This is a genomic window from Nostoc sp. PA-18-2419 (assembly GCF_005869855.1).
Taxonomy (GTDB): Bacteria; Cyanobacteriota; Cyanobacteriia; order Cyanobacteriales; family Nostocaceae; genus Nostoc.
Window position 1 is genome coordinate 13,803 of record NZ_SZNH01000048.1, and the last position, 25,371, is coordinate 39,173.

16 protein-coding genes, 1 tRNA gene and 2 pseudogenes are annotated in these 25,371 nt (G+C 39.8%); 12 read left to right on the plus strand and 7 right to left on the minus strand.

Features of this window, described 5'->3' with window-relative positions; genetic code table 11:
* The first annotated feature begins 49 nt into the window (after nt 1-49).
* Nucleotides 50-235, plus strand: a complete 186-nt coding sequence (locus FCR06_RS28750) for a chlorophyll a/b-binding protein (protein ID WP_138505893.1) — start codon at nt 50-52, stop codon at nt 233-235.
* A 125-nt stretch (nt 236-360) separates the two neighbouring features.
* Here FCR06_RS28750 and rpoD read toward each other — a convergent pair whose 3' ends face one another.
* The 3 genes from rpoD to gyrB form a co-directional block, all read right to left on the minus strand.
* Entirely contained in the window at nt 361-1,530 is a 1,170-nt protein-coding gene (rpoD, locus tag FCR06_RS28755; RefSeq protein WP_138505895.1) for an RNA polymerase sigma factor RpoD, read from the minus strand.
* Between the two features lie 1,680 nt (nt 1,531-3,210).
* A complete protein-coding gene (locus FCR06_RS28765; RefSeq protein WP_138505897.1) occupies nt 3,211-3,885 on the minus strand; it encodes a fasciclin domain-containing protein in 675 nt (224 codons plus the stop codon).
* A gap of 366 nt (nt 3,886-4,251) precedes the next feature.
* Complete coding sequence (gene gyrB, locus FCR06_RS28770; protein ID WP_138505899.1) at nt 4,252-6,189, minus strand: DNA topoisomerase (ATP-hydrolyzing) subunit B; 1,938 nt, start codon at nt 6,187-6,189, stop codon at nt 4,252-4,254.
* 210 nt (nt 6,190-6,399) lie between these two features.
* On the opposite strand from gyrB, the gene miaA reads away from it, so the two are divergent.
* Entirely contained in the window at nt 6,400-7,314 is a 915-nt protein-coding gene (miaA, locus tag FCR06_RS28775; RefSeq protein ID WP_138505901.1) for a tRNA (adenosine(37)-N6)-dimethylallyltransferase MiaA, read from the plus strand.
* Nucleotides 7,315-7,378: 64 nt separating this feature from the next.
* Here the strand turns inward: miaA and FCR06_RS33975 are convergent.
* A pseudogene (locus tag FCR06_RS33975) lies at nt 7,379-7,635 on the minus strand (Uma2 family endonuclease); the annotation flags it as partial.
* A gap of 331 nt (nt 7,636-7,966) precedes the next feature.
* On the opposite strand from FCR06_RS33975, the gene glcD reads away from it, so the two are divergent.
* From glcD to FCR06_RS28805, 5 genes are all read left to right on the plus strand, one after another.
* Nucleotides 7,967-9,439: a glycolate oxidase subunit GlcD gene (gene glcD / locus FCR06_RS28785; RefSeq protein WP_138505923.1), complete on the plus strand. Its 1,473-nt coding sequence runs from the start codon at nt 7,967-7,969 to the stop codon at nt 9,437-9,439.
* Nucleotides 9,440-9,749: 310 nt separating this feature from the next.
* Nucleotides 9,750-10,988 carry a glycoside hydrolase family 10 protein gene (locus FCR06_RS28790; protein WP_138505903.1) on the plus strand — a complete coding sequence of 413 codons (1,239 nt, stop codon included), beginning with the start codon at nt 9,750-9,752 and terminating at the stop codon, nt 10,986-10,988.
* A 143-nt stretch (nt 10,989-11,131) separates the two neighbouring features.
* The gene (locus tag FCR06_RS28795; protein ID WP_138505905.1) at nt 11,132-11,716 is read left to right on the plus strand and encodes a hypothetical protein; all 585 of its coding nucleotides are present in this window, start codon (nt 11,132-11,134) and stop codon (nt 11,714-11,716) included.
* Nucleotides 11,717-12,258: 542 nt separating this feature from the next.
* On the plus strand, nt 12,259-14,508 hold the full coding sequence (locus tag FCR06_RS28800; protein ID WP_138505907.1) for a GAF domain-containing protein: 2,250 nt from the start codon (nt 12,259-12,261) through the stop codon (nt 14,506-14,508).
* A gap of 63 nt (nt 14,509-14,571) precedes the next feature.
* Nucleotides 14,572-14,643: transfer RNA gene (locus tag FCR06_RS28805), tRNA-Lys, on the plus strand.
* Between the two features lie 535 nt (nt 14,644-15,178).
* Here FCR06_RS28805 and map read toward each other — a convergent pair.
* Nucleotides 15,179-16,006 (minus strand): type I methionyl aminopeptidase, encoded by an 828-nt coding sequence (map, locus tag FCR06_RS28810; protein WP_138505909.1) that lies wholly within the window; start codon nt 16,004-16,006, stop codon nt 15,179-15,181.
* Nucleotides 16,007-16,099: 93 nt separating this feature from the next.
* Nucleotides 16,100-16,906: a TIGR01548 family HAD-type hydrolase gene (locus tag FCR06_RS28815; RefSeq protein WP_138505911.1), complete on the minus strand. Its 807-nt coding sequence runs from the start codon at nt 16,904-16,906 to the stop codon at nt 16,100-16,102.
* A gap of 233 nt (nt 16,907-17,139) precedes the next feature.
* Between FCR06_RS28815 and FCR06_RS28820 the strand changes: the two genes are divergently transcribed.
* Nucleotides 17,140-17,439, plus strand: coding sequence for a 30S ribosomal protein PSRP-3 (locus FCR06_RS28820; RefSeq protein WP_012410744.1), 300 nt, complete (start codon nt 17,140-17,142; stop codon nt 17,437-17,439).
* 21 nt (nt 17,440-17,460) lie between these two features.
* Here FCR06_RS28820 and FCR06_RS28825 read toward each other — a convergent pair whose 3' ends face one another.
* Complete coding sequence (locus FCR06_RS28825; protein ID WP_138505913.1) at nt 17,461-19,221, minus strand: serine/threonine-protein kinase; 1,761 nt, start codon at nt 19,219-19,221, stop codon at nt 17,461-17,463.
* Nucleotides 19,222-19,774: 553 nt separating this feature from the next.
* Between FCR06_RS28825 and infC the strand changes: the two genes are divergently transcribed.
* From infC to FCR06_RS28845, 4 genes and pseudogenes are all read left to right on the plus strand, one after another.
* Entirely contained in the window at nt 19,775-20,308 is a 534-nt protein-coding gene (infC, locus tag FCR06_RS28830) for a translation initiation factor IF-3 (protein WP_138505915.1), read from the plus strand.
* A gap of 389 nt (nt 20,309-20,697) precedes the next feature.
* Entirely contained in the window at nt 20,698-23,700 is a 3,003-nt protein-coding gene (locus FCR06_RS28835) for an MFS transporter (RefSeq protein ID WP_138505917.1), read from the plus strand.
* A gap of 346 nt (nt 23,701-24,046) precedes the next feature.
* Nucleotides 24,047-24,733, plus strand: coding sequence for a potassium channel family protein (locus FCR06_RS28840; protein WP_138505919.1), 687 nt, complete (start codon nt 24,047-24,049; stop codon nt 24,731-24,733).
* 370 nt (nt 24,734-25,103) lie between these two features.
* Nucleotides 25,104-25,371: pseudogene (locus FCR06_RS28845) on the plus strand (photosystem II q(b) protein); the annotation flags it as partial.

A 25,371-nucleotide genomic window follows, 5' to 3' on the forward strand; every position in this document is an offset into this window, starting at 1 on the left:
TAGTTTACGTAAGGCAATAAAGCTTAAAACTTAAGTTCGGAGATAAACTATGACAAATGCAACTACAGCAAAAGTTACTACTCCAGTAGTTGAAGATCGTAATGCTTGGCGCTGGGGCTTTACCCCACAAGCAGAAATCTGGAATGGTCGCTTGGCTATGATTGGCTTTTTAGCAGCGGTGCTAGTTGAACTTTTTTCTGGTCAAGGTTTCCTGCACTTCTGGGGTATCCTCTAAGTTTTAATATTCAAAATGACCTATAAATAAAAAACCTGGAGTGTTAATTCACTACCAGGTTGTTTATTTGTTTGTCATTAGTCAATTGTTTATTCTACTAATGACTATCGATAAATGATTTTTGATTATCGAATATACTCCTTGAGAACGCTGTTGCGATTTGGATGACGTAACTTGCGGAGTGCCTTCGCTTCAATTTGACGAATGCGTTCGCGGGTGACGTTGAAAATCTGTCCAATTTCTTCAAGTGTCTTCATCCGACCATCATCCAACCCGTACCGCAGTCTGAGAACATCGCGTTCACGAGGGCTAAGGCTATCGAGAACTTTTTCTAAGTCTTCACGCAGCAGATTTTTAGAAACTTGGTCTTCCGGCGTTTCGCCATCAGATTCAATAAAATCGCCCAATCGAGAATCTTCTTCTTTTCCAATTGGCGTTTCTAATGAAATAGGTAATTGGGCGGATTTAGCAATGAACCGCAACTTCTCAATGGTCATTTCCATGCGAGTAGCGATTTCTTCTTCTGTGGGTTTACGACCCATTTCTTGAGATAATAATTTGGTGGTTTTCTTAATTCGAGAAATGGTTTCGTAGAGGTGGACCGGAAGGCGAATAGTGCGGGATTGATCAGCGATCGCTCTGGTAATTGCTTGACGAATCCACCATGTAGCGTAGGTAGAAAATTTATAACCTTTCTCGTGGTCAAACTTTTCAGCGGCGCGAATCAAACCAAGACTACCTTCCTGAATTAAATCTTGGAAAGACAAACCACGATTCATGTATTTCTTAGCAATTGAAACCACAAGTCGCAAGTTAGATTGCACCATCTTGTCTTTGGCCCTGCGTCCAACGTGCAGGCGGTAACGAAAAGCTGGAAGTGGCAGTTGGACAGCTTCTGCCCATTCACTATCACGAGGATCGCGATCTAACTGTTCTGAAAGTCTTTCCCGTACCCTTTCTAGTTCGAGCAAATCAGCTATCTTACGGGCTAATTCAATTTCTTCATCTGCCCGCAGTAGGCGAATTCTACCAATTTCTTGTAAGTAAAGCCGAATCGAATCTTCAGTGTAGTGCTTTTTCTTGCTTTGTGTCCGACGACGCGATTTAGCGGCTTTTCCAGACTTTGCGTCGTCCTCATCAGACTGAGGCTCTAAAAACTCATCTTCACCTTCATCTACGATCAGCAAGTCCTCTTCTTCATCAATTAAGAGTTCTTCTAACTCGAGCTCAGGCTGATTCATTATTTCTAGGTCAGGCTGATATATGCTTTCGAGTACGTTGTTAGCCTGGTTCATGCCGCGTTCCTCATGCTCCTTGCAGAATCAATTACTCAAGATGTGTCTAATGCTCTTTTAAACGAGCTAGTTGGCGACCGAAAATAAGCTTTTTGGCAGATTTACCAGAGATATTTTCGGCTGTTTTGCACCTCCGTAGGAGGGCTTTCTATTTTAGCTTAAGTCATTACTAAAGCTGAACTTGGCCACCTCAGTAAATGTGATATGTATTGCTATCACACATAGTTTTTAAGTGACTGGTCTTAAAAAAAGACTGGCCTTTATCAAAAACTTACCACTTGATACAAACAAATTCAGACTTTTGGCAGATTTTGCTATAAAGACTCTTCCGATTGTAGCCTGTTTCACAGAAATTGCACCCTTTTTGTGTATAGCTCATGAATTCATTAAGCAAGTGTTATCCACTTTTACCAAAAAGATATTAAAAAGGGGAATCACACCCTTAAATATTTTCTACTCTTTTCAGAATTGCAGTGGTTTTTTGATTACATTCAAAAGTCAGGTACACTTTGTTTTGCTCAATTTCATGTATTTTACACAACATAAATTACTGAGAAACTGTGCATTATTATCTTAACTCAGGCGAAAAGTCTTAACCTTACCATTTTACATTTCCTTGATAAATCATTGAATCCTGGAATCAAAGTGGGTTTTCCTTTGAATAAATACAACAACAATAGGTGGCGCTTGCCTGCGAGCAGTTGACCTTCTGCATAATAATTACCTTAACTGAGGAGTCGAGGTTATGGCAGGATCGACCTGATAGTAGATCTCTTTAGATTTAACTAATTTGGTCTTATTCACACGTTAGCGCACTGTGGCGATTTCAGCCCTATGAAACTTGACAAACTCTTTTTACTGTATACAAGGATATTTTAATCAATTCAAAAACGATTTGTGTTAGAAGATTGTTGATATTACTTTACCGAAGACACAAGTACATTGGATACATCCGATGCAATTGCTATTCCTACTGTAGTACATGAAGATATTAACAAGTTTTTAATCAAATAGTGCTTGTTTCCATTAGGCATTGCCTTGAGCAAAGAGAACTCAAAGATTTGCCTGCTCGCTTAGCTTCAGTAAATTATTTGTCAATTTGAATACTTAAAATTCAGTAAAATTTGGTTTATTTCTTATTTAGCGATCCCAAAGCCTCACGATACTTATTAATTGTTGTTTTAAAGATGATATTTAGTTATGTTATTCAAGCATAACAAATGTGTTTCTCGCTGATGGGGAGAATTAATCACCAAGTTAGGCAGGGGAGATTGAGCAAATAATTTCCAATAAAGTTGGTATTGCGGAATTTGTGTATAGATTTTTTTAAATCTTTACAATACCTCAAATTATATGATGAGTTACTAATTAAAAGAATCAACAATTTTGTAGTGTATGTATTATAAATCTAGTGCTTGTAGGTCATATTCAATAAACTCTAAAACAACACAAAGGAGGCTAGGGTTAGGGATTAGGAGGTAGAGTAGTGTAAAGACTCGTGCTAAAAATATTACAATTAAAACGCCGCAACAACAGGCATAGGTTAAGTAACCCTACGGTGGACGGGTTAACAGGCATACAGCGATTGTATATTTAAGGAACGTAGACGCTCAAAGGCTTTTGTTAACTTATTTTATTAGTTTGCTGCTGATATCAAACTAAGATATTAGCTTTGCTAAATTACCGTGGTATTGGGGTTGGGTTTAGACTTGCCGGAAAATTTGGTGGAAGAATCACTTTATCTACTATGTGAACAATGCCATTGCTAGCTGGGATATCAGGCTGAGTTACTTTAGCGTTGTTGACAGTTATGGTTTTACTAGCACGATCTACTGTAATTTGAACGGGAGTGCCCTCCAGGGTTTTGACTTGTCCAGATGTCAATTGTTGGGAGTTAATCTGTCCGGGTATAACGTGGTAGGCCAAAAGTCTAACTAATTGTTGTTTGTTACTGGGCTGTAAGAGTTTGTCTAGAGTAGCTTTAGGTAAAGCAGAGAAAGCGGCATCACTAGGTGCAAAAACGGTGTAAGGGCCTGGCGCGGTTAATTGTTGAGTTAAGCCTGCGGCTTCTACTGCTCGGATGAGAGTTTTAAACTGTCCCTGAGCCGCTGCTGTTTTTACCAGTTCTGCTAAATTTTGGGTCGGAATGGGAGTTGGTGTGACAGGAGAAGGAATTGTTATGGGAGTTTGGGCAATAGGAGGAGCAGTTGTTACAGGAGTTTGGGCAACGGGAGGGACAGTTGTTGATGTGGGAGTTTCTGTCACAGGTCTAGCGCACGCAGACAGACCAATCAGACTACCTGTGGCAACGATATTGAAAAATACTTTTCCTATTATGCTTTTGCTCGGTTTCATAATTTTTTGTAGAATCCAATTAAATATGCAATTATTGACAATAATTAATAAATTTATAAATATAGTCACTCATCTAATGACATAATTTTTAATATACAAAGATACTATTACTAAAAATCTATTAATCTATTGATTTGTCATCAGTCAAAAGAGGTAGTTTGAATAATATAAATTAGGACATATCTATGAATGGGCAAGGGACGAGATTAGTCTACTCGTAGATATGAAAATTGCTATCAGTCATAAACTTTCCTTTAAATATAGATGAGAATGTAGAAACGAGCAAAAAGTTAATGGGTAATAGGCTTTCTACCTATTACCCATTACCAGTGTCATAAATTATTAAAGTGCTGAGAAAAAATTAAATTAAATATCTAAATCCGTGAAGTTGAGCTTAGAACCATAGGTTTCAATGAATTCTCTTCTAGGTGCAACACGATCGCCCATTAAAATAGTGAAAATGCGATCAGCTTCGGCAGCATCCTCAATTTCAACTTGCTTAAGCTTGCGAGTTTCTGGGTTCATTGTCGTGTCCCAGAGTTGTTGTGGCATCATTTCACCCAAACCTTTGAAGCGTTGGATGGTGTAGTTTGCGTTAGCTGGAAATTTGGCGATTGTTTGGTCTTTTTCGCGATCGCTATAACAATATTCATGATTGCGCCCGCGTTCTACTTTATATAGTGGGGGACAAGCAATATAAATAAAGCCTTGTTCAATGAGCGATCGCTGATACCGATAGAAGAAAGTTAACAACAAAGTGCGGATATGCGCTCCATCTACGTCAGCGTCAGTCATAATCACTATGCGGTGATAGCGCAGTTGGGAAGCATCGAATTCCTCGCCTTTAACACCTAAACCAAGTGCTGTAATTAACGCTTGAACTTCATTATTTTTATAAATTTTCGCGTCATCAGTTTTTTCAATGTTAAGAATTTTACCACGTAAAGGTAAGATAGCTTGAGTGCGGCGATCGCGTCCTTGTTTAGCACTTCCGCCGGCTGAGTCGCCTTCCACGATGAAAATCTCTGATTCGCTTGGGTCACGAGAACTACAATCTGCCAATTTCCCAGGTAATGGAGAAGATTCGAGTACAGATTTACGCCTAACTAATTCCCGCGCATGACGGGCGGCTTCAGCGGCTTTGAAGGCTTGGATAGCTTTATCTAAAATTGCATCAGCAACACCAGGGTGAAATTCTAAGTACTCGGTGAGAACTTCTCCCACTAAAGAATCGACAATACCCCGGACTTCAGTGTTACCCAGTTTGGTTTTGGTTTGTCCTTCAAATTCAGGGTCAGGAACTTTTACAGAAATTACAGCCGTTAAACCTTCGCGCACGTGTTCGCCACTCAGGTTGGGTTCATTCTCTTTAATTTTATTGCGCTTGCGGGCGATCGCATTTAATGTACGAGTCAGAACTGCTTTTAATCCTTCTAAATGCGTACCACCATCTACTGTGCGAATATTGTTAGCAAACCCTAGTACATTATCCGTATAAGCATCGGTACACCACTGTAAAGAAACTTCGACTTGAACGTTATTCCGTTCTCCCTGGACGTAGATAATTTCTTCATGTAGTGGCTGCTTTTCACGGTTCATGTAAGCGATATATTCTTTAATACCACCCTTATATTCGTAGGATTCTACCTTAGGTGTATCGCTTTTGAGTAATTCTAGACGGTGGTCGCTAAAGGTAATTTTGACACCAGCATTCAGATATGCCAATTCCCGGAGGCGACCTGATAAAGTAATATAATCAAACTCAATACTAGTGGTAAAAATTTGGCTATCTGGCTTGAAGCTGACAGAAGTTCCAGTTCTAGCTTCTTTGTAAGGCTTGACTTGCAAATCGGTAACTGGCACGCCTCGTTCATAGCGTTGAGTATGAACTTTTTTATCTCGCCAAACTGTAACTTCTACAATCTCTGATAAAGCATTAACAACAGAAATACCAACTCCGTGCAATCCTCCAGAAACTTTGTACCCACCACCGCCAAACTTACCCCCGGCGTGGAGTACAGTTAACACAGTTTCCAAAGCTGATTTTCCGGTTCGTGAGTGAGTATCTGTGGGAATACCGCGACCATCATCTGTTACAGTTACAGAACCATCAGCGTTGATATCCACCTCTATATGGGTGCAGTAACCTGCCAGAGCCTCATCAATTGAATTGTCCACCACCTCATAAACTAAATGGTGGAGTCCTCGCGGCCCAGTAGTACCGATGTACATTCCTGGTCGTTTGCGGACGGCTTCCAGACCTTCCAGAACTTGAATCTGATCGGCACTGTAACTGCTCGTCATGTAAATTCTCCTGATGCGTGGGGTTTAATTGGCCAAAAGGCAAATAAAAGTAAAAACACTCCAAAATTGTAACACAAAAGCCTTGTTGGCGTCTGTAGGGCATTTTCAAGAGAAGTTTATACAGGGGTTCCAATACCGTCGGCAAGAATAGGATTAGGGGGAAGCAGCGGAAGAAATAACTAATGACTAATGACTAATGACTAATGACTAATGACAAAATTAATTGTAATCTGTGGGGTAACAGCAACAGGTAAGTCAGGGTTGGCTTTGGCTTTAGCAATGCGGTTGGGTTCTGTAATTCTTAGTGCTGATTCCCGTCAAGTTTATCGCGAGTTTGATATTGGTACGGCTAAGCCAACTGTGGCAGAACAAAAATTAGTGCCGCACTACTTAATAGATATCTGCGGCCCGACAGACACGATGACAGTAGCAGACTACCAACAAAAAGCGCAAGCCCTAATTAATTCTCCTCTTGCCTCCCCCGCTTCCCTACTTTTCATGGTTGGGGGTACTGGTCTATACATACGTTCTATTGTCCAAGGAATGAAAATTCCTCCGGTGGCACCGCAAAATGAATTGCGATCGCAACTTGAATCTCTTGGTCAAAATCGACTCTATGCAATGTTACAACAAGTCGATCCTGTTGCCGCACAAAAAATACATGCTCATGATTCTGTGCGAACTTTACGAGCTTTAGAAGTATATTATGTAACTGGATATCCAATTTCAGAACAGCAAGGCGAAAATCTACCAAGTTATCCGATTTTGCAAATTGGGTTGGATTGCAGTGTTGAAAAATTAGGCTATCGTATTCAACAGCGTACTGAGCAAATGATAGCAAATGGTTTAGTTGTTGAAGTTGAATATCTTTGTCAAAAATATGGCGTTGATTTGCCTTTGTTAAATACTTTGGGCTATCAAGAAATCAAGCAATATTTAGCCGGAGATATTTCTTTGAATGAAGCGAAGGATTTAATAGTTTTGCATACGCGACAATTTGCCAAGCGACAACGCACATGGTTTAGATCATATCCACAAATTGAGTGGTTTAATGTAGATGATTCTGATTTATTAGAGAAGGTTTGGCAGCGAATAAATGAGTTTGTTAATTGTACCAATTTGTGAGATTTTTTGGTTTATACAAAGCTACAAAGATACAAATAAAACTTTGCTTCTTTACATGAGTGTTTTACATAGTATCAGGATCAATGCCATAGCTCTTAGCCTTTCTGCTAGAACTTGAGCGCGTTGTTCAGCTTGGGAAGCACGTTCATCTCCAATTGGTAAAACAGTTCCATCTTTATAACACCAACGTAACCAAGTATCCTGTCTACTTTCAAATTCACCTTCCCATAAAGTTAGGCCTAAACCAACTTGTTCTAACCAAGTTTCTTCACTTTCAAAGTAACGTCTTCCCCTAAGTTCATAAATACGTAGTATTTTTTCTTACTGATATTAATATACCGTTCCTTGCTCCCGAAATTGTCCTCTTATACAAAGCCAAAAATCCCAGGTCTAAAGATGAAGATGATTTTCATCGTGTATGTAATTTACTAGATGAAGAACGTCAGGTTTGGCTCAAGCAGGCAATAACGGTGTGTTACCCAGGACACCATTGACTTACAGAACTTCATACTAGTTGAAGATGAGTGCGATCGCACTTAACTCTATATCAAATGCGATCGCTTTTTACTCACTCTTGACTGCTATTCTTGCAACAATGGTAATTGTAGCTATATCAACCAAGCTTAAACATCTACCTTTAACTGTAAAACCTATGCTTACCCAAGATAAAAAACAACACAACTGGAAACCCATTATCAAAGCATTCGAGGCTGTAATTGGCAAAAATGGCGTAGTACAACGCCGCGAGGAACTTATTACCTATGAATGCGATGGTTTAACAGGCTATCGTCAACGTCCGGCTGTGGTAGTGTTACCCAGAACTACAGAACAAGTTGCCGAAGTTGTGAAAATATGCAACCAATATTCTATCCCTTTTATAGCCCGCGGCTCTGGCACTGGTTTATCTGGCGGCGCTTTACCGTTGGAAGATTCAGTTTTAATTGTTACTTCTTTAATGCGGCAAATCCTCAGCATTGATTTGGAAAATCAACGCACAATTGTGCAACCAGGGGTGATTAATAGTTGGGTAACCCAAGCAGTTAGCGGTGCTGGTTTCTACTATGCACCCGATCCTTCGAGTCAAATTATTTGCTCTATTGGCGGGAACATTGCGGAAAATTCTGGTGGGGTACATTGTCTAAAATATGGCGTAACTACTAACCACGTTTTAGGATTAAAAATTGTCAYACCGTTAGGCGAAATTGTTGATTTAGGTGGACAAATTCCAGAAATGCCCGGTTATGATTTAACAGGTGTTTTTGTTGGTTCTGAAGGTACTTTAGGAATAGCTACAGAAATTACTTTGCGAATTCTTAAAAGTGCAGAATCAATTTGTGTACTGTTGGCAGATTTCACTAGTATTGAAGCTGCTGGAGCAACTGTTTCTGACATCATCAGCGCCGGAATTATTCCGGGTGGAATGGAARTGATGGATAACTTTAGTATCAATGCAGTTGAAGATGTTGTTGCAACTAATTGTTATCCCCGCGATGCAACTGCTATTTTACTAATAGAAATTGACGGTTTAGAAGTCGAAGTTGCAGGTAATAAACAGCGAATAACAGAAATTTGTCAAAAGAATGGTGCGCGCAATGTAACTTCTGCTAGCGACCMTGAAACGCGATTGAAATTGTGGAAAGGTCGTAAAGCTGCTTTTGCTGCTGCTGGGCATTTAAGTCCAGATTATTATGTACAAGATGGTGTAATTCCCAGGACTCAGTTACCTTATATACTACATGAAATTGAGGTATTAAGTCAACAATATGGTTATCGGGTTGCTAATGTATTTCACGCTGGAGATGGCAATCTTCATCCATTAATTCTCTATGATAATTCTGTGCATGGAGCATTAGAAAAAGTAGAAGAAATGGGAGGAAAAATTCTCAAGCTTTGTGTCCAAGTCGGTGGTAGTATTTCTGGCGAACATGGCATTGGAGAAGAGAAAAAGTGTTATATGCCACAAATGTTTAGCCAAATTGATTTAGAAACTATGCAATGGATACGGCATGTTTTTAATCCTCAAGGATTAGCAAATCCTGAAAAGATATTCCCGACACCACGGACTTGTGGTGAAGCAGCAAATTCATCGGCTCTCAAGCAATTTGAAGGTGTAGAAAAATTTTAATAAAAGGTTAGGAGTTAGGGGTTCATAAGGTTTGGTTCTCTTTAACAGTTATCAGTTTTGTGTGTTTACTCAAACTCTTCCATAAAAGTTGGTGGTAGGCGTTGGTGTCTCATAACACCAGACAAATACCTGATAACTGTTTATTATTTGCTGATACAAGTATATTCATAATCGAAACAGACTTTGTATTATTTAAATATCTCAGTTTTAATAACTGATTTAATGATTATTTATTCATATATTCCGGAGAACTACAATTTAATTTTGTAGTTATAGATAATGTTGCGATCGCATTGGGTAACGCTAACAAATGAATCAGGTTGCACGTTGTTTTTTTTCTTGCTTATTGTGTTTGGGATTAGTAGTCGTTACAACAGTTTTTTCATATTCTTCAGTTCCAGTTAATTCTCAAAAAACAAGTTATTTAAGTACAGAAATTCGCGGTGTTTGGCTGACTAATGTTGCTAGTGGTGTACTATTTTTACCTTGGGGTATTAATCGCGCTCTCAATCAATTATCATCTCTTAACTTTAATACAATTTATCCTGTAGTTTGGAACCGAGGACATACTTTTTATCAGAGTGCTGTAGCTAAAATGACCACAGGCTCAGATACTCAACCTTTGCTCAAGTTTATGCATGGTGGACAAGATGTTTTAACAAAAATAGTTAGACTCGCTAAAAATAAAGATTTGAGAGTCATCCCCTGGTTTGAATATGGCTTTATGACGCCGCATTATTCAGAATTAGCAAGGCGTTACCCTGACTGGTTGACAATTGGACAAGAAGGTATAAATTCTATTCAAGATACTCCACCAGAAGAAATCAACAATGGTCTGGTGAAAAAGCAAGCTTGGTTAAATCCTTTACATCCACAAGTACAAGAGTTTATTCAAGGACTAATTGTGGAAGTAGTTAGAGATTACGATGTAGATGGTATTCAACTTGATGACCACTTTGGAATGCCTGTACAGTTTGGCTACGATCGCTTCACTGTTGAACTTTATCAGCAAGAACATCAAGATAAAAGTCCCCCAAACGATCCTTTTAACCCAGAATGGATGCGTTGGCGAGCAGACAAAATTACTGATTTCATGGCAGAAATTTATCAAGCTGTCAAAGCAGTTAAACCCGAAGTCAAAATATCTTTGTCTCCCAACTACCAAGCTTTCGCCTATAAATACTATTTGCAAGACTGGGAAAATTGGGTAAAAAAAGGTTTAGTCGATGAGTTAATTTTGCAGGTATATCGAAGTGACAAAAACTCTTTTATCGCTCAACTCGAACAACCTTCTGTGAAATTAGCTCAAAGTCTAATTCCAGTGGGAATTGGTATCTTAACAGGAACGGTGCGTAATCCAGTAAAAATTACCCAAATTAAAGCACAGGTTCAAACAGTACGCGATCGCAATTTTGACGGTATCTCCTTTTTTTACTGGGAAAGTCTGTGGGGTTACATCGTACCCGAATCACCCCAACAGCGACGCAAAGCTTTTCTTGATATCTTTAATGCTAAAACTGTCAGATTATTACAACCAAAGAAACTTTGATCCCGAGATTGGGCATTGAGCTTGCGAGTCCTGAGTTAGGAGCCTTGCCACAAACCTTTGTGTTGCTTTGTTTAGGAGTTAGCAATTAGAAATTCTCCCCTAAAGCCCCGTATCTTTCCAGTCTCTATTTCTTACTCCCCTCCATGCCATTCGTGCTTAAAAATACCAAATTTAACTTTACGTTTCTCTGGACTTTAGCTACTTTTGGCGGTTTTTTGTTGAGTTTACTGTTAATAGAAGTCGGTGAAAAGCCTGATATTGGAGTATTAGAAGCAGCTATCGGTGGATTTGCGATCGCACTTCCTCAAAGTTGTCTTCTCAAACCTATATATTATATTAAGTGGATTTTGTCAAGTTTTTTGGGTTGGAGTATCATTACTGCCATCGGTATTGGTGGCTTGGGTTGGATTGTACCTAGCAATGAGTTTCTTCCCCAGAGAATTCTCTCCGGGGCAATTTATGGAGGACTCGGCGGCTTAGGCATTGGATTGACGCAATGCTTAGCAATTTCCCAACCGTTCTCTGTAGTGTGGCGATGGATGTTTGTCTCTTCAACAAGTTGGGCGATTGCTATTCCTTTGGGTTCTATTGTCGGAACTATCTTACGCCTCTTAACTCAATTATTCTTAGGCGAAGTCATTGGATTAGCTGTCACTTGGTTACTAGTTGGTATCCTCACTGGAATTAATGCTCACAAATTGCGATTATCAATCGGTAGTGGGGACTAGAAAATTCTTTTAACTACTAATACTCAACAAATTTAAGTCGGAAGTCGGAAGTGAAAATGGTCTGATGCCCCTAAATTTATCTGTGGAAAATCAATAAAAAACTTTGTCGAGATACATAGTGCAAGACAAAAAGCGTTAATTGATCAATCCCCTAACTTTAGTTATGGGGTATTACTTCCAACTACATATTTCCTTGTGCTGAATCCCCAGTAGCCAGTTCCCAATCTCTAATATTACAAATTGTAAATTTTATTGATAAAACTTGATGATTCTACCTAAGTATATGCAACAATTCGGAAAAACTGTTCAAAATCAGCAACTTTTCTGACCTAAAAATGCATTTTAGCCTTAAAAAAGCAGGATTTGTTAAGCTGACTCCGATTAGATTTCTCAAACTCCCGAATCACAACTAAAGAAAGCTCCAAAATTACATGAGCAACGGCTGACAATAATTTTGCTTTAGGCGCTAAAGTGCATTTACTACAGGCATAACTACAAGAGAGTGCCTATATGAGTCAGTAATACCAGACAGGGACTCTCGCATGAATATAAATCCAACCGAATCAACTATAGAGTTGACAGAATTATCACCTCCTCAGATTCTCTTCGGCACAGAAGTAGATAAAAAAAGTAGTAGCGAGCAGTTTCTACTGAGCATGTACGATTCTGTGCAAGCATCAATATTTGTAGTGGATGTGCTAGAGGACGGGGATTTTCGATATGTAGCATTAAATCCCACTCATGAGCGCTGGATAGGTATTCGCTCGAACGACCTCCGGGGCAAAAAACCAGAGGATATTCTCTCGCCCATTGATGCTACTAAAGTGCGTCAACATTATGCTGAGTGCGTGGTATTCGGCAAAACTATTTCTTACGAACAATGTTTGCAATTTCAGGGAGTTCCTACTTGGTGGAGTACAACTTTAACTCCATTACGTGATGCTAACTGCAAGATTTATCGATTGATTGGTACTAGTAGCAATATTACTCCTGTTAAGGAAGCAGAACAAGCAGTTGAACTCCAAATACAACAACAGCAACTTTTAGAAGCGATCGCGAAGCAGATTCATCAATCTGTAAAATTAGAGAGAATTCTCCATCAGATAACACAAGAACTGCGGCAGTTTTTAAAGAGCGATCGCGTTTTAATTTATCGATTTGATGCTGACAGTAGTGGAGTAGTCATTGCCGAATCAACTGTGGCAAATAACGAGCCACTGTTAGGAAAAAATCTCACCGATCCCTGCTTCAGTAGGAAATATCGAGAACACTCTAGTCTGGGTTACATTCAAGTTATTGAAGATATTCACACATCTGGATTACATCCTTGCTATATAGATTTCCTTACATCTTTGCAGGTGAGAGCGAATTTAGTCGTGCCAATTTTCTTCAAACATGATGTCTGGGGGCTGTTGATTGCCCAGCATTGCCACCAACCGCGTCAATGGCAGCAAATAGAAATTGACTTACTCAAGCGGCTAGCAACTCAAATTAGCATTGCTGTTCAACAAACAGAACTTCATCAGCAGCTAGAGGATTTCAAAGCCAAGATGGAGTTGGATCGACAAAAGCATACAAATCAGTTGCAGCAGGTGCGAAACTTTGACGCCTTAGTGCGACAGATGACAGAACAAATCCGCGACAGTTTTGATGAAAGCCAGGTGTTGCAAACAGTTACTCAGGAATTAGTACAGTTACTTAACCTTGACCGTTGCCAAATCGAACTTTATAGCACCTGTCAAACCCAGGTAAAAATTACTTACGAGTACACCACTAACTTGCCCCAGTGCTTGGGATTAACCAGACAAATTGCAGACCTTCCCGAAGTTTATCAGCCACTATTGCAAAAACAACCTTTACAATTTTTAGAAATTGTACCTGGATGGCAACCAAAATTGCTGGTTATTGCTCAGATGGCTTGTCCAATTTTTGATACTCAAGGAATTTTGGGGAATATTTGGTTGACCAGACCAACACAAGAAGCCTTTGATGAATTTGAAGTCGGGCTAATGCAGCAGATTGCAAATGAATGTGCGATCGCTATTCGTCAAGGGCAACTTTACCAAAAAACCCAAGCACAGGTAAAAGAATTAGAAAAACGCGAACAAGTAAAAAATAAATTTCTGAGAACTTTGTCTCAAGAACTGCGGACACCAATAACAAGCATCAGTCTCGCTGCCCAAACTCTCGAAAGTATCCTTGCAACAGAAGAAATATTAGATATAGAAATAGTTCCGCAGCTTTTACAGATTTTGCATAATGAGTGTGGGCGAGAAAGCAAGTTAATTAACGACCTACTCACACTCACATCTCTAGAAGCTGAACCTAATCCGCCAACTTTAATTGCCATTGACTTACAAACTTGGCTGCATCCCATTATTGAAACTTTTCGAGATGTTACCAATTGCCAGCGCCAGCATTTAAACCTAATTATTGAGAATACACTCCCGCTTTTAGAGACAGATATCACAGATCTAGAGCGGATTGTTACCGAACTGCTCAACCATGCCTGTAAATACACCCCACCAGGCGAATCGATTACAGTTTCGGCTGAACTGACAGACGAAGTAGTAGAACTTAGAATTACCAACTCTGGAATCGAACTTTCCAGCAACGAATTGTCACGGATTTTTGAGCCTTTTTATCACTTTTCTCAACACGATGCTTGGAAACATAGCGGCACCGGACTTGAATTAGCATTAGTGCAGAAAATGGTTAGACATTTAGGCGGCTCGATTACTGTAAAGAGTGGAGCAGGTCAAACCATGTTCGCCGTCAAATTTCCCCTTTAAATTATTTTTTTGGGCTGTTGAGTGGCAAATTTATAAGAAGTTTGCTATAGTTGTTCTTTGTGTGGGTGACTAGCTCAACGGTAGAGCATCGGACTCTTAATCCGCTGGTTCTGAGTTCGAATCTCAGGTCACCCATTTCCACCTATAAAAACTTTCTTTCAGTATTTAGGGTTTAATCTGGTAATGGTGGTAATGGTGCGGGCAAATTTTGAATTAATTTTACCGATTTTGGTTTAGGATTTTTCCACTTGAACTTATCTAAACCTTTAGGACTGAAGTCATCACCGAGATTTTTCTTACTTTTATAAGGAAAAGTTTCCAGTATAACAAATATACTGGATCATTTTTTTAGCTATTATTGACTATCTTGCTACTGGTAAATTGTCAGTATTTTTAACCATTCGGTGCGTTATTTGAAATCTTTAGCTTCTGTTACTAATTCTGTGTATTTATCCAAACGATTATTGTTACACTATCTCCATTATGGATTTGTACCCTTAGTAGCCTAATTCATCTCCCAACTATGCAACACCAATTGTTTTATAGAGATAAAAAAGCAGCCAGCTAGCCTGTTTTTAACCCCTCGACATGAGTCGTGGGGTAATAACCACAAATTACGAATTATGTTGTCGCTTCACTTGTTTCAACAATATCTAATTTCAACTAGAAATTAAACCTTAGAACGGTCAGTTAAAATCTCATAACCAGTCTCCGTCACCAACACCGTATGCTCAAACTGAGCCGACAAAGCATTATCCACAGTCACAGCTGTCCAACGGTCTGATAATGTCCGTGTATGTCTAGAACCAGCATTTACAATTGGCTCAATTGCCAGGGTCATTCCTGCACGAAGTTTAACATTTGGCAGTTCGCGGGTACGAAAGTTGAATACTGAAGGTTCTTCATGCAAGTTTCTACCTACACCATGTCCAGTAAACTCTTCAACGATACTAAAGCCATTAGCTTTCACATGGTCTTCAATCGGCCCTGCTAAGTCAAGCAAATATACACCAGCCTTAACTTGTTCAATGCCTTTATATAAAGCTTCTTCAGCGACGCGAATTAATTTAGCAGCTAGTGGGGTCACTTCTCCAACAGCAATTGTAATGCAAGAATCACCATGAAAGCCTTGATAATAAGCACCTGTATCAACTTTTAATACATCTCCAGGACGAATTACTTTCTTGGAACTAGGAATACCATGTACTACTTCATTATTGATGCTAGAGCAGATAGAACCTGGAAAACCATGATATCCTTTAAAACTCGGTGTTGCACCCATTTCACGGATGCGTTTTTCCGCATAAGCATCCAAGTCAGCTGTAGTCATTCCTGGCTTTACTAGCTCAGAAATCTCTTTGAGCACAGTTGCTACAATTGTTGCTGATTGCCGCATAATTTCAATTTCACGCAGCGATTTAATTTCAATTCCTCGACGTTGTTTTTTTGCAGGTGCAGGCTGACTTGGCTGAGAAAGCAAATTAGTGAAAATGTTCATGGTAAATTAATAATTACTAGCGCTTTGCAGCTTAAGCATGAATGTCTTTCTAGGTTAATTGACAAATAATATCTATATTTAAATTAGCTTATTTTAACCACACACTCTGCTAACTAATTTGTGAATCTGTTTTGGGGTCAATTCTTGCACATTAGAGAAAATGATCGCAGCTCCAGCTTTTAACAGAGTTTCACCATATGCATCACCCCGCGCTGCTGTTTCTTGCACATGGGGCGGTAAAACCCCGACACCAATCCAATTGTGAGTAGAATCTAAACTCCGTGCTTTCTCAACAGTATACATGTCTGCTACTGTATCCCCTACATATATGATCACTGATTTTTGCTCAATTTCATTTTCTAATTGACTAACTGTAGCAAAAAGCCCAGTAGGGTCGGGTTTACCTGGTGCATCCTCCATCGCAATCAATACCGGAGATTGCAAGCCCAAGCGTTTTTCTAAGACATAGTTAGCCGAAACGCGAGTTGCACCACTGAAAAATCCCCAAGCAATCCCAGCTTGAGTAAGTTCCTCTAAATAACTAGGTTGTAATAATAAGGGTTCATTACAAATATATCCCGTCAAATTGTTGGGGTCTGAGCCTCGATAACGCGATTGGAAAAAAGCAATGATCCCATTGTAATCTAGTTGCAATTGCTCGTCGGTCTGTCCTTGAGCGCTAAAGTAGCGGTAAATTAATTCCTGGGATGCTTCCCAGTCGTTATTCCACACACCTTCCGATTTTAGTTGGTCAATATCTAAGGGTGTGGGGCGATATGCATTATTTGTAAAGTATTCTACAGTATCGGCGATCGCTCGGCGATAGGAACCACTGACATCGCGCACCACACCATCAATGTCGAAAACAACAACCGCTTTTGTAGAAGTTTCTTGAGTCATGGGCTATGAAGCAAAAGAGTTTTAGATCATAATAAAGCTTTCTATTAGGACTCAGGTAAGAAATTGGATGTCATTTGTGATTGGGAGTGCTGAGTTAAAAGTTGCATCCCTGTCCTCCCCATCTCCTCATCTCCCTTACCCCCAATCTCTATTTGGTCATTGATAGGGTATTGCGTTAGAATAAGCGATCGCTATCCTAATTAAGTAATGCCCGGAGATTCCCGGAGGTGTGATTGACCAAGTTTATTTTGAAAATTCTGTGGTTAGACGAAAACGTMGCTCTAGCAGTCGATCAAATTGTCGGCAAAGGCACAAGTCCTTTGACCAAGTACTTTTTCTGGCCGAGAAATGATGCCTGGGAAGAGTTAAAGAAGGAACTCGAATCCAAACACTGGATTACTGATTTGGATCGCGTGGAGTTGCTTAACAAAGCAACGGAAGTGATAAATTACTGGCAAGAAGAAGGCAGAAACCGCCCAATGGCAGAAGCTCAGTTGAAATTTCCGGAAGTTGCCTTCACAGGTAGCGCTTGATATTCCAAATTAACTCTGATGCTATTCTACAAGCTGCCAGAGTTTGATAGTCTTGTCTTTGCTGCCAGTTGCAATCAGTTGTCCTTGGCTGACAGCAACGGCTGACACCGAGTCTGTATGACTAGAAAGAGTCACAATTTCTTCTGTTGTACTTACTCTCCAGAGTTTAACTGTCTTGTCCCAACTTGCACTAATCAGGGTTTCGCCATCGGCAGTGAAAGCTACACCTACTACAGACCAGGAATGGCCCACAAGTGTACTAATTAGCTGACCAGTGTTCACTTCCCACAATTTAATAGTATTATCATCGCTACCCGTCGCCAAAATTTTTCCATCGGGACTAAAAGCGACTGTCAAAACTGCCCATGTATGACCTGAAAGGATGCCTAACAAGGTATAGCATGGGCAGTTTTTCAATTTTTGGCAACTTATCTGCCAGAGGCGAATTGTTCTGTCATAACTAGCGCTGGCCAGAATCTGCCCTTGGGGACTAAACGCCACTGAACTTACGTGTAATTGGTGTCCAGCTAAAGTACAAATTTGGACGCCAGTACTTACGTTCCAGAGTTTGACTGTCTTATCCCAGCTACCACTAGCAAGAATCTCACCATCAGGACTGAAAGCAACTGATTTCACAGCGTGTGAGTGTCCTAACAAGGTATAGATTTCTGTTAAGGTCTCCATCTGCCACAATTTGATAGTTTTATCATCGCTAGCACTTGCCAAAATTTTGCCATTCGGACTAAAAGCAACTGATTTTACAGCTTGGCAATGTCCCGATAAGCTAGCTAAGACTTTCTGAGTATTTAAATTCCACAAATTGATATTTTTTTGATCATTAGTACTAGCTAAAATGTTACCTTGAGCAGAAAATGCAAGAGCATTTATACTGCTCAACATTGCAGAATGTCCAGTTAGGGTATGCGAGTATTGCCAAGGAAAATTTTGACTGACAATTTTTGACTTTTGACTTTTGACTTCCATACCCATTGCTTCTATGACTTCATTAGCTGATTGAAACCGCTGGCTAACAATATTTTGTAGTAACTGGTCAAGGATTTTTCCCAAACGTAAATGCTTTGTGTCTTGTTGCTTATGACCTTTATTAATCAAGTAATCTCGCCAAACCCAGCAACTATTTGCAATATCAAATAAATCAAAAGGAGAAATGTGGGTAAGTAGATAAATGCAAGTCACACCCAGACTATAAAGGTCACTAGCAAAAACAGCTTTTCCTGTTGTTTGCTCTGGTGCAGCATATTCTGGACTACCGATACTGTTTTCAGTTGTTAAGCAATCAACTTCTGTGACAATTTTAGCAGCGCTAAAATCAACTATGACTAGATTTGCTTCACCTTTGGGGTTAGGGGGAATTCTACGGATAATATTTTTAGGTTTAATATTGCGGTGGATGATGTGGCGATCGCTAATGAACTGTAAAACTGGTAATAAATCCGCTAAAATTTGCCAAACCTGAGTTTCATTAAAAACACCCTCCTCTTCAACCACCTGAGCTAAATTTGTACCTACAACAAATTCCTGCACCAAATAAAAGTACTGTTCTTGCTGAAAATAACTCAATAAAGCCGGAATTTGGGGATGCTTTCCTAATTCTTGTTGCTGTTGCGCCTTTTGCTCAAAACTTTTCAATGTTTCGTATAATAATTCTTGAACCACGCAAGGAATTGGTGGAAACTGACCTTCATCAACAGCTAGGAAGGTTTTGCCCAATCCCCCTTTACCAATTCGTTTAATTAAACGATAACGTCCTTGTAAAAGCAAAATTTTCCTGCTACTTACGGCGTGGGTAATCTTACAACTATTAGAACTGCACTTATATAAAAGACTGATAACAAATAAATTATCCTAAATTATTTGTACGTCTGTAGGGGTACAAAACCTTGCATCCTAATGATAGGATATTTTTTTTAACTGCGAGTTCGTGAGTAAATTTAACTATATTATTTAATAATAAATATTCTTAATAACACTCTATATAAATAAGTATATTACATTAATGCTAGCTTAGATGCTTTGTATCTGTAATCTTGCTATTGTGGAGATTATCTGCTCAATTTGAGGTTCTCAAGTATTGACAAATAATTTTTACAAGACTTAATATTTTGCAAGGATGTGTAATTTAGGTTAACTACTGCACAGAAATTCTTTCCCAATGAGTAGAATGACAAATACAACGACGCAACTATTTTATGAATTAGTTACCCTAGAACTGTGACTTAATGTTTTCAGTCCTAACTTATTTAAGTATTTTGCCTCACAGGCATACCAGTCAAAACCACACCAAATCCTTCATTAAGAGCTCCCACAAATCATAATGGCTGTGATTGAGAAAAAAAGAACTCGCGATCTGCCCCAAATTAACGAACGAATTCGCTTCCCAAAAATTCGGGTCATTGACACTGATGGTGGTCAATTAGGAATTATGGTTCCCCAAGAAGCACTACAACTAGCAGAGGAAAAAGAATTAGATTTAGTGCTACTTAGTGACAAAGCTGACCCGCCAGTTTGTCGAATTATGGACTACGGGAAATACAAGTTTGAACAGGAGAAAAAGGCGCGGGAAGCCCGTAAAAAGCAGCACACGGCTGATGTCAAAGAAGTTAAGATGCGCTACAAAATAGAAGAACACGACTACAACGTGCGTGTCAAGCAAGCAGAGCGCTTTTTGAAAGATGGTGATAAAGTCAAAGCGACTGTGATGTTTCGGGGCCGAGAAATTCAACATAGTGACCTCGCAGAAGATTTGCTCAAACGTATGGCAACAGATTTAGAGCCGTTTGGTGAGGTTCAGCAAGCGCCCAAAAAAGAAGGGCGGAATATGATGATGCTTCTCTCACCCAAAAAATAATCCTCTTACTTTTTAATAGATAAAAAAGAAAATCCCTTGGTTTGAAGCCAGGGGATTTTTTCATTATTCGTTTATATATACTCTTACTTACAAGTAAATATACTTTTTATCCGTAAAGATATACAGCTGTATGCTTCTACAGGCGATCTAAATGTTGTAAGTATTCTTGTCAATAGTATCAACTCGTATAAATTTATCTCAAATAGATAATCCTGAAGGCTGAGTGGGAAAGATAATATTCAGTTGCTCAGGCTTATGTGCTAGGGGATGGGAGATGAACAGACACAAACACGGGAGACGCTTTTAAAGAATTCTCCGTGTCTCCACGTCACCGTATCCCTATGTCCTCTTTCTCATTTCGCGGTGATATTACCAGAAACTAAAACTGTATGGAACTGAAAAATCACTGGTTCGCTGCAAATAGAGTTGCTTTACCACGACTCCTACAGTGCGTGAATCTCCGACCAGAGGAGAGCGAACGAACTCAAATCATGTTCTTATTTTATACAACTATCTCTGTAGGGTTGCGGTGGGCAGAAGACAGTACAGTGGCGCTATTTTTGGGTGAATATGAGACAAATTTACTACCTTGGATGTATATTGCCAGTGCAATAATAAGTACTGGACTGGTTTTTCTATATTCTTGGCTGCAAAAGATTTTTCCTTTACGCCAGGTGATTGTGGCGATCGCACCTTGTATGGTGATGCCATTAATTTTATTAGTTTTATTACGTTGGGGAATCCATGTTTCTTACCTAGCAGTGATTTTGGTCTTTCTACTGCGGCTGTGGGTAGATGCATTTTATGTGCTTAATGACCTCAATACCTCCATTGTCGCCAACCAAATATTTAATATTCGGGAAATTAAGCGCACTTACCCACTGGTTAGTAGTGGTCTATTAGTAGCAGATGTTATCAGTGGTTTTAGTTTGCCTTGGTTAGTGCAGTACGCCAGACTAAATAAAGTAATTCTCATTGCCTGTGTGGTGATTTTATTGGGATCGGGGATTTTATTTTATTTAACTCATCAGTATCGAGCAGCTTTTCCGGAAACTCCACAAATCATAATTTCTCAAGAACAAGCTTCACGAGAGCGTTTCCTGATCAGTCCTTTGAAGCGCTATGTTTGGCAGTTGTTCGCCTTTGTTGGTCTGTTGCAGGTTATTGGGTTATTAGTAGATTTTCAATATCTGCGCGAACTCCAATCGAATTTGGATGGCCGAGAACTTGCTAGTTTCTTAGGTCTATTTGGTGGCATGTTGGGATTGTGTGAGTTACTGATCCAGTGGTTCATTTCTAGCCGACTAATTGAACGAATGGGAGTATTTTTCACTGCTACACTTTTGCCAATCACTGTCGGCTTTTTACTACCAGGGGTGCTGCTATTTTTGTATTTAATTCCAGCGATCCAATCGCAAAGCTTTTTTTGGGGTTTAGTAATTGTCAAATTCTGTGACGAAGTTCTGCGCTACACCTTTGTGATCAGTAGCGGTCCCATACTATATCAACCGATTCCAGAGGGAATTCGCAGCCGGATGCAGACTTTATCTGGGGGAACCGCCGAAGCGATCGCTACAGGGTTGACAGGATTAGTAATTTTTATCACTTTATTATTTTCTAAGCAATTTGTACCTCCACTATTACAAAAATGGGTGTTAGTAGCAGAAACAATGCTGATAGCTGGCACCTGTTTAAAAGTAGTTTGGGAATTGCGATCGCGTTATGTTGACTTGCTAGTTTTAAGCGTGGCACGAGGTCAATTAAGTGCAACGAATGTAGGCTTACGATTCTTCAAGCAGGGTGTAGTCAAGGCATTAGCTGAAAAAGGCAACGAAGCAGATAAACGCTCTTGCATTGAACTTTTAGCCCAAATTGATTCTCAAGGAGCTGCGGAGGTTTTAGCGCCTCTATTAGTCAAGTTAACCCCAGATTTGCAGTGCCAAAGTTTGGAAGTGATGTTGGTGGGAGGTGCAAATCCCCTTTATTTACCCGCCATCCGTCCTTTGTTAGAACAACCCCAAGAAACTAACCCCGAAGTTTTTGCCTTAGCGCTGCGCTACATTTGGCTAGCTGAACCGAATCCTAATTTAAGCCTGCTTGAAGAATACTTGCACTCCCGGCATAACTCACTCATCCGCGCTACCGCCGCTGCTTTAATCTTACGCCAAGGAACCCCCATGCAAAAGGTAGCAGCTACTAAAACTATGCGCCGGATGCTGACCCATAAACAAGAACGAGAACGGATAAATGGAGTTAAAGCGCTCACAGAAGCAGTCTATTTGCAGGCGTTACGAATTCACATCCCAAATTTGTTACAAGATGAATCGTTGCGGGTGCGCTGTGCGGTACTGGAAATGATTGCAGCAACCCATTTAGAGGAGTATTATTCAGCACTCATAGCTGCACTTTATTACAAGTCAACCCGCACAACAGCCATGTTAGCCCTAGTGCGACTGGAAAACGAAGCGTTAGAGATGTTATTGAGATTAGCTACCAATATTTATAAACCTGAAGTAGTACGAATGTATGCTTGGCGTACCATTGCCCAAATTGCTACCCAGCAAGCAATGGAAGCTTTATGGGAAAACTTGGAAATATCTTGTGGTACTACTAGGGATCATATTCTTCAGAGCTTATTAAAAATACATAAACAACCAGGAGTTAGAGGTTTAGCAGATCGGTTTTATGAAAGTCGAGTAGAAAATTTAATTCACCAGGAATTACGTTTTTTAGGTGAAATTTATGCTGCTCATATAGACTTTCAAACTGTAGACAAACAAGAAAATTATCAATCGAGTGAGAGAGTTTTGATTGTCTTAGAGTTACTGCAACGCTCGCTTCGAGAATTAGAATTAGATGTCAAAGAACGATTACTATTACTATTAAGGCTGCTTTATTCGCCAGAAAAGATGCAAGCAGCAGCATTTAATTTACGATCGCTCTCAGTGGTAAACTTGGCGCGGGGGTTAGAAATCTTAGAACATACTGTAACTTTGTCTTCAAAGTCTTTATTGCTAAATATTTTAGATAACCGACCAGAGCCAGAAAAATTGCAACATCTTATAGAAGCCAAGATTATAGAATATCAAAATATACTAGTTAGCGATCGCCTCCATAGATTACTGATGTTGGATAATTTGCTTTCTGACTGGTGTCTAGCTTGCTGTTTTCATTTTGCTCAAGTTGCTCGTATCCAACTCACAAGTTCTGAGATTTTAGCCAGTTTACGCCATCCAACTGGCTTTGTTCGAGAAGCGGCGATCGCATACTTGCATTTGGTTTCACATCGCGTTCTCCAGCAAATTCTACCCCAACTTCAAAAAGATCCACATCCTTTAGTGGCTGCTCAAGTTAAAGAGTTACTCAAAAAATATCATAAAAATTACAATTAAAAAACTCTGTTGGAATTTGTCACAAGTAATATCATGTCTGGTCAATGACTTGTGATATGTCCGAAGCGAGTATAACGTAGTAGAACAAAGCAATCACAAAATGTTTAGAGACGCTTGACTTCGTACCCTACTGCAAAGCAGCGCCAACGCAATTGATTTGTGTTTAATCGGATATCATAATAAAAATTAAATTTGACATTTAAAGCGCTTCTTCGAGCAACTATGGGCTGATTGCCTATTGGCTGACAGTAACAAATCAGTTCAAGCATCAAAGTGGATTGTTATACCTTGATTCCTTGTTAGCTTAGAGAGTAAAGTAACAAGTTAAAGAGCATTAGAAACATTCATGTATGTATTAATAGGTGGAGCAGGCTTAGTGGGGCTAAGTCTAGCCCAGAAATTGATAGAACTGGGGCATACTGTTGCCGTTATTGATATCGATCCTACTGCTTGTCGGTATGCACGCGAACAAGTGGGAGCAATGGCTTTTGAAGGAAGTGCTGTCAGTACAGAAGTATTGTTAGAAGCTGGGATTCGCAAAGCCAGTTCTTTGGCTGCTGTTCTCCGCAGTGATGCTTTAAACTTGGCAATGTTGACTCTTGCTAAACATTACGGGGTTCCTCATATTTTAAGTCGGATGCGCCACCCTGATTTTGCTCAACCGCTGCGTCTGGCCGGAGCCAACCATATCATCAGTACTGTTGAACTAGCTGTTTCAACAATGGTAAATGCTATTGAGTATCCGCAAGTAGAATCAATGATGCATTTTGAGCAGGGACAGATAGAGGTGCTAAAACTTTCTATCCCGAATAATTGCTATGTTGTTGGTCGTAGCGTTGCCGAAATTGCTCAAGATTCTCGGTTTCCGACTGGCTCGCTAATTATTGGCTATCAACCTCATCCCCATGAAAATTTGATGATTCCTAATGGGAGTACAGTACTGGAACCTGATTCAACTGTCCTGATTGTGACTAAACCAGGATGTTTACACCAAGTCATTGATTTTATTGAAGGCTGTAATACTAATCTGTAAGCTTATGTCCAGCCCTGCTTGTTTCAAGAAACTCTGCTCTTAAAAAGCAGGGGGAACACTTTCTTCAATGCCTAATAAGCGCCTGCTACATCGTTTTAGACTTGATATTACATAGGATTTAGGGACTGATAAATAAAAAATATCCCACTGCTCACAGTCATCAGTCATCACAGGGCAAACGGAATAATTTATTTGTTGGAGTTCCCTTGGCTAAGCCTCGAGTTTTTCAGTCTGCTGGGGGTATGTAAACGCTAAGTGAAAATTTTTTCTCAAATGACTTTACAAAACGCAATATACGTTTTAAGATATGTAACAAGGTAGTCAAACCTACCTAATTCATTCATAAACAAACAACCGCACTTATAAAGCAATGACAGCAACCATTCAACGCGCTCGTAGCGCCAACGTCTGGGAGCGGTTTGCAAGCTGGATAACCAGCACCAACAACCGCCTCTACATCGGCTGGTTCGGAGTATTAATGATACCCACCCTGCTAGCCGCCACCGCTTGTTTCGTAATCGCCTTCATCGCCGCACCACCAGTAGACATCGATGGCATCCGCGAACCAGTAGCAGGTTCCTTACTTTACGGAAACAACATCATCTCCGGAGCAGTAGTACCTTCGTCAAACGCCATTG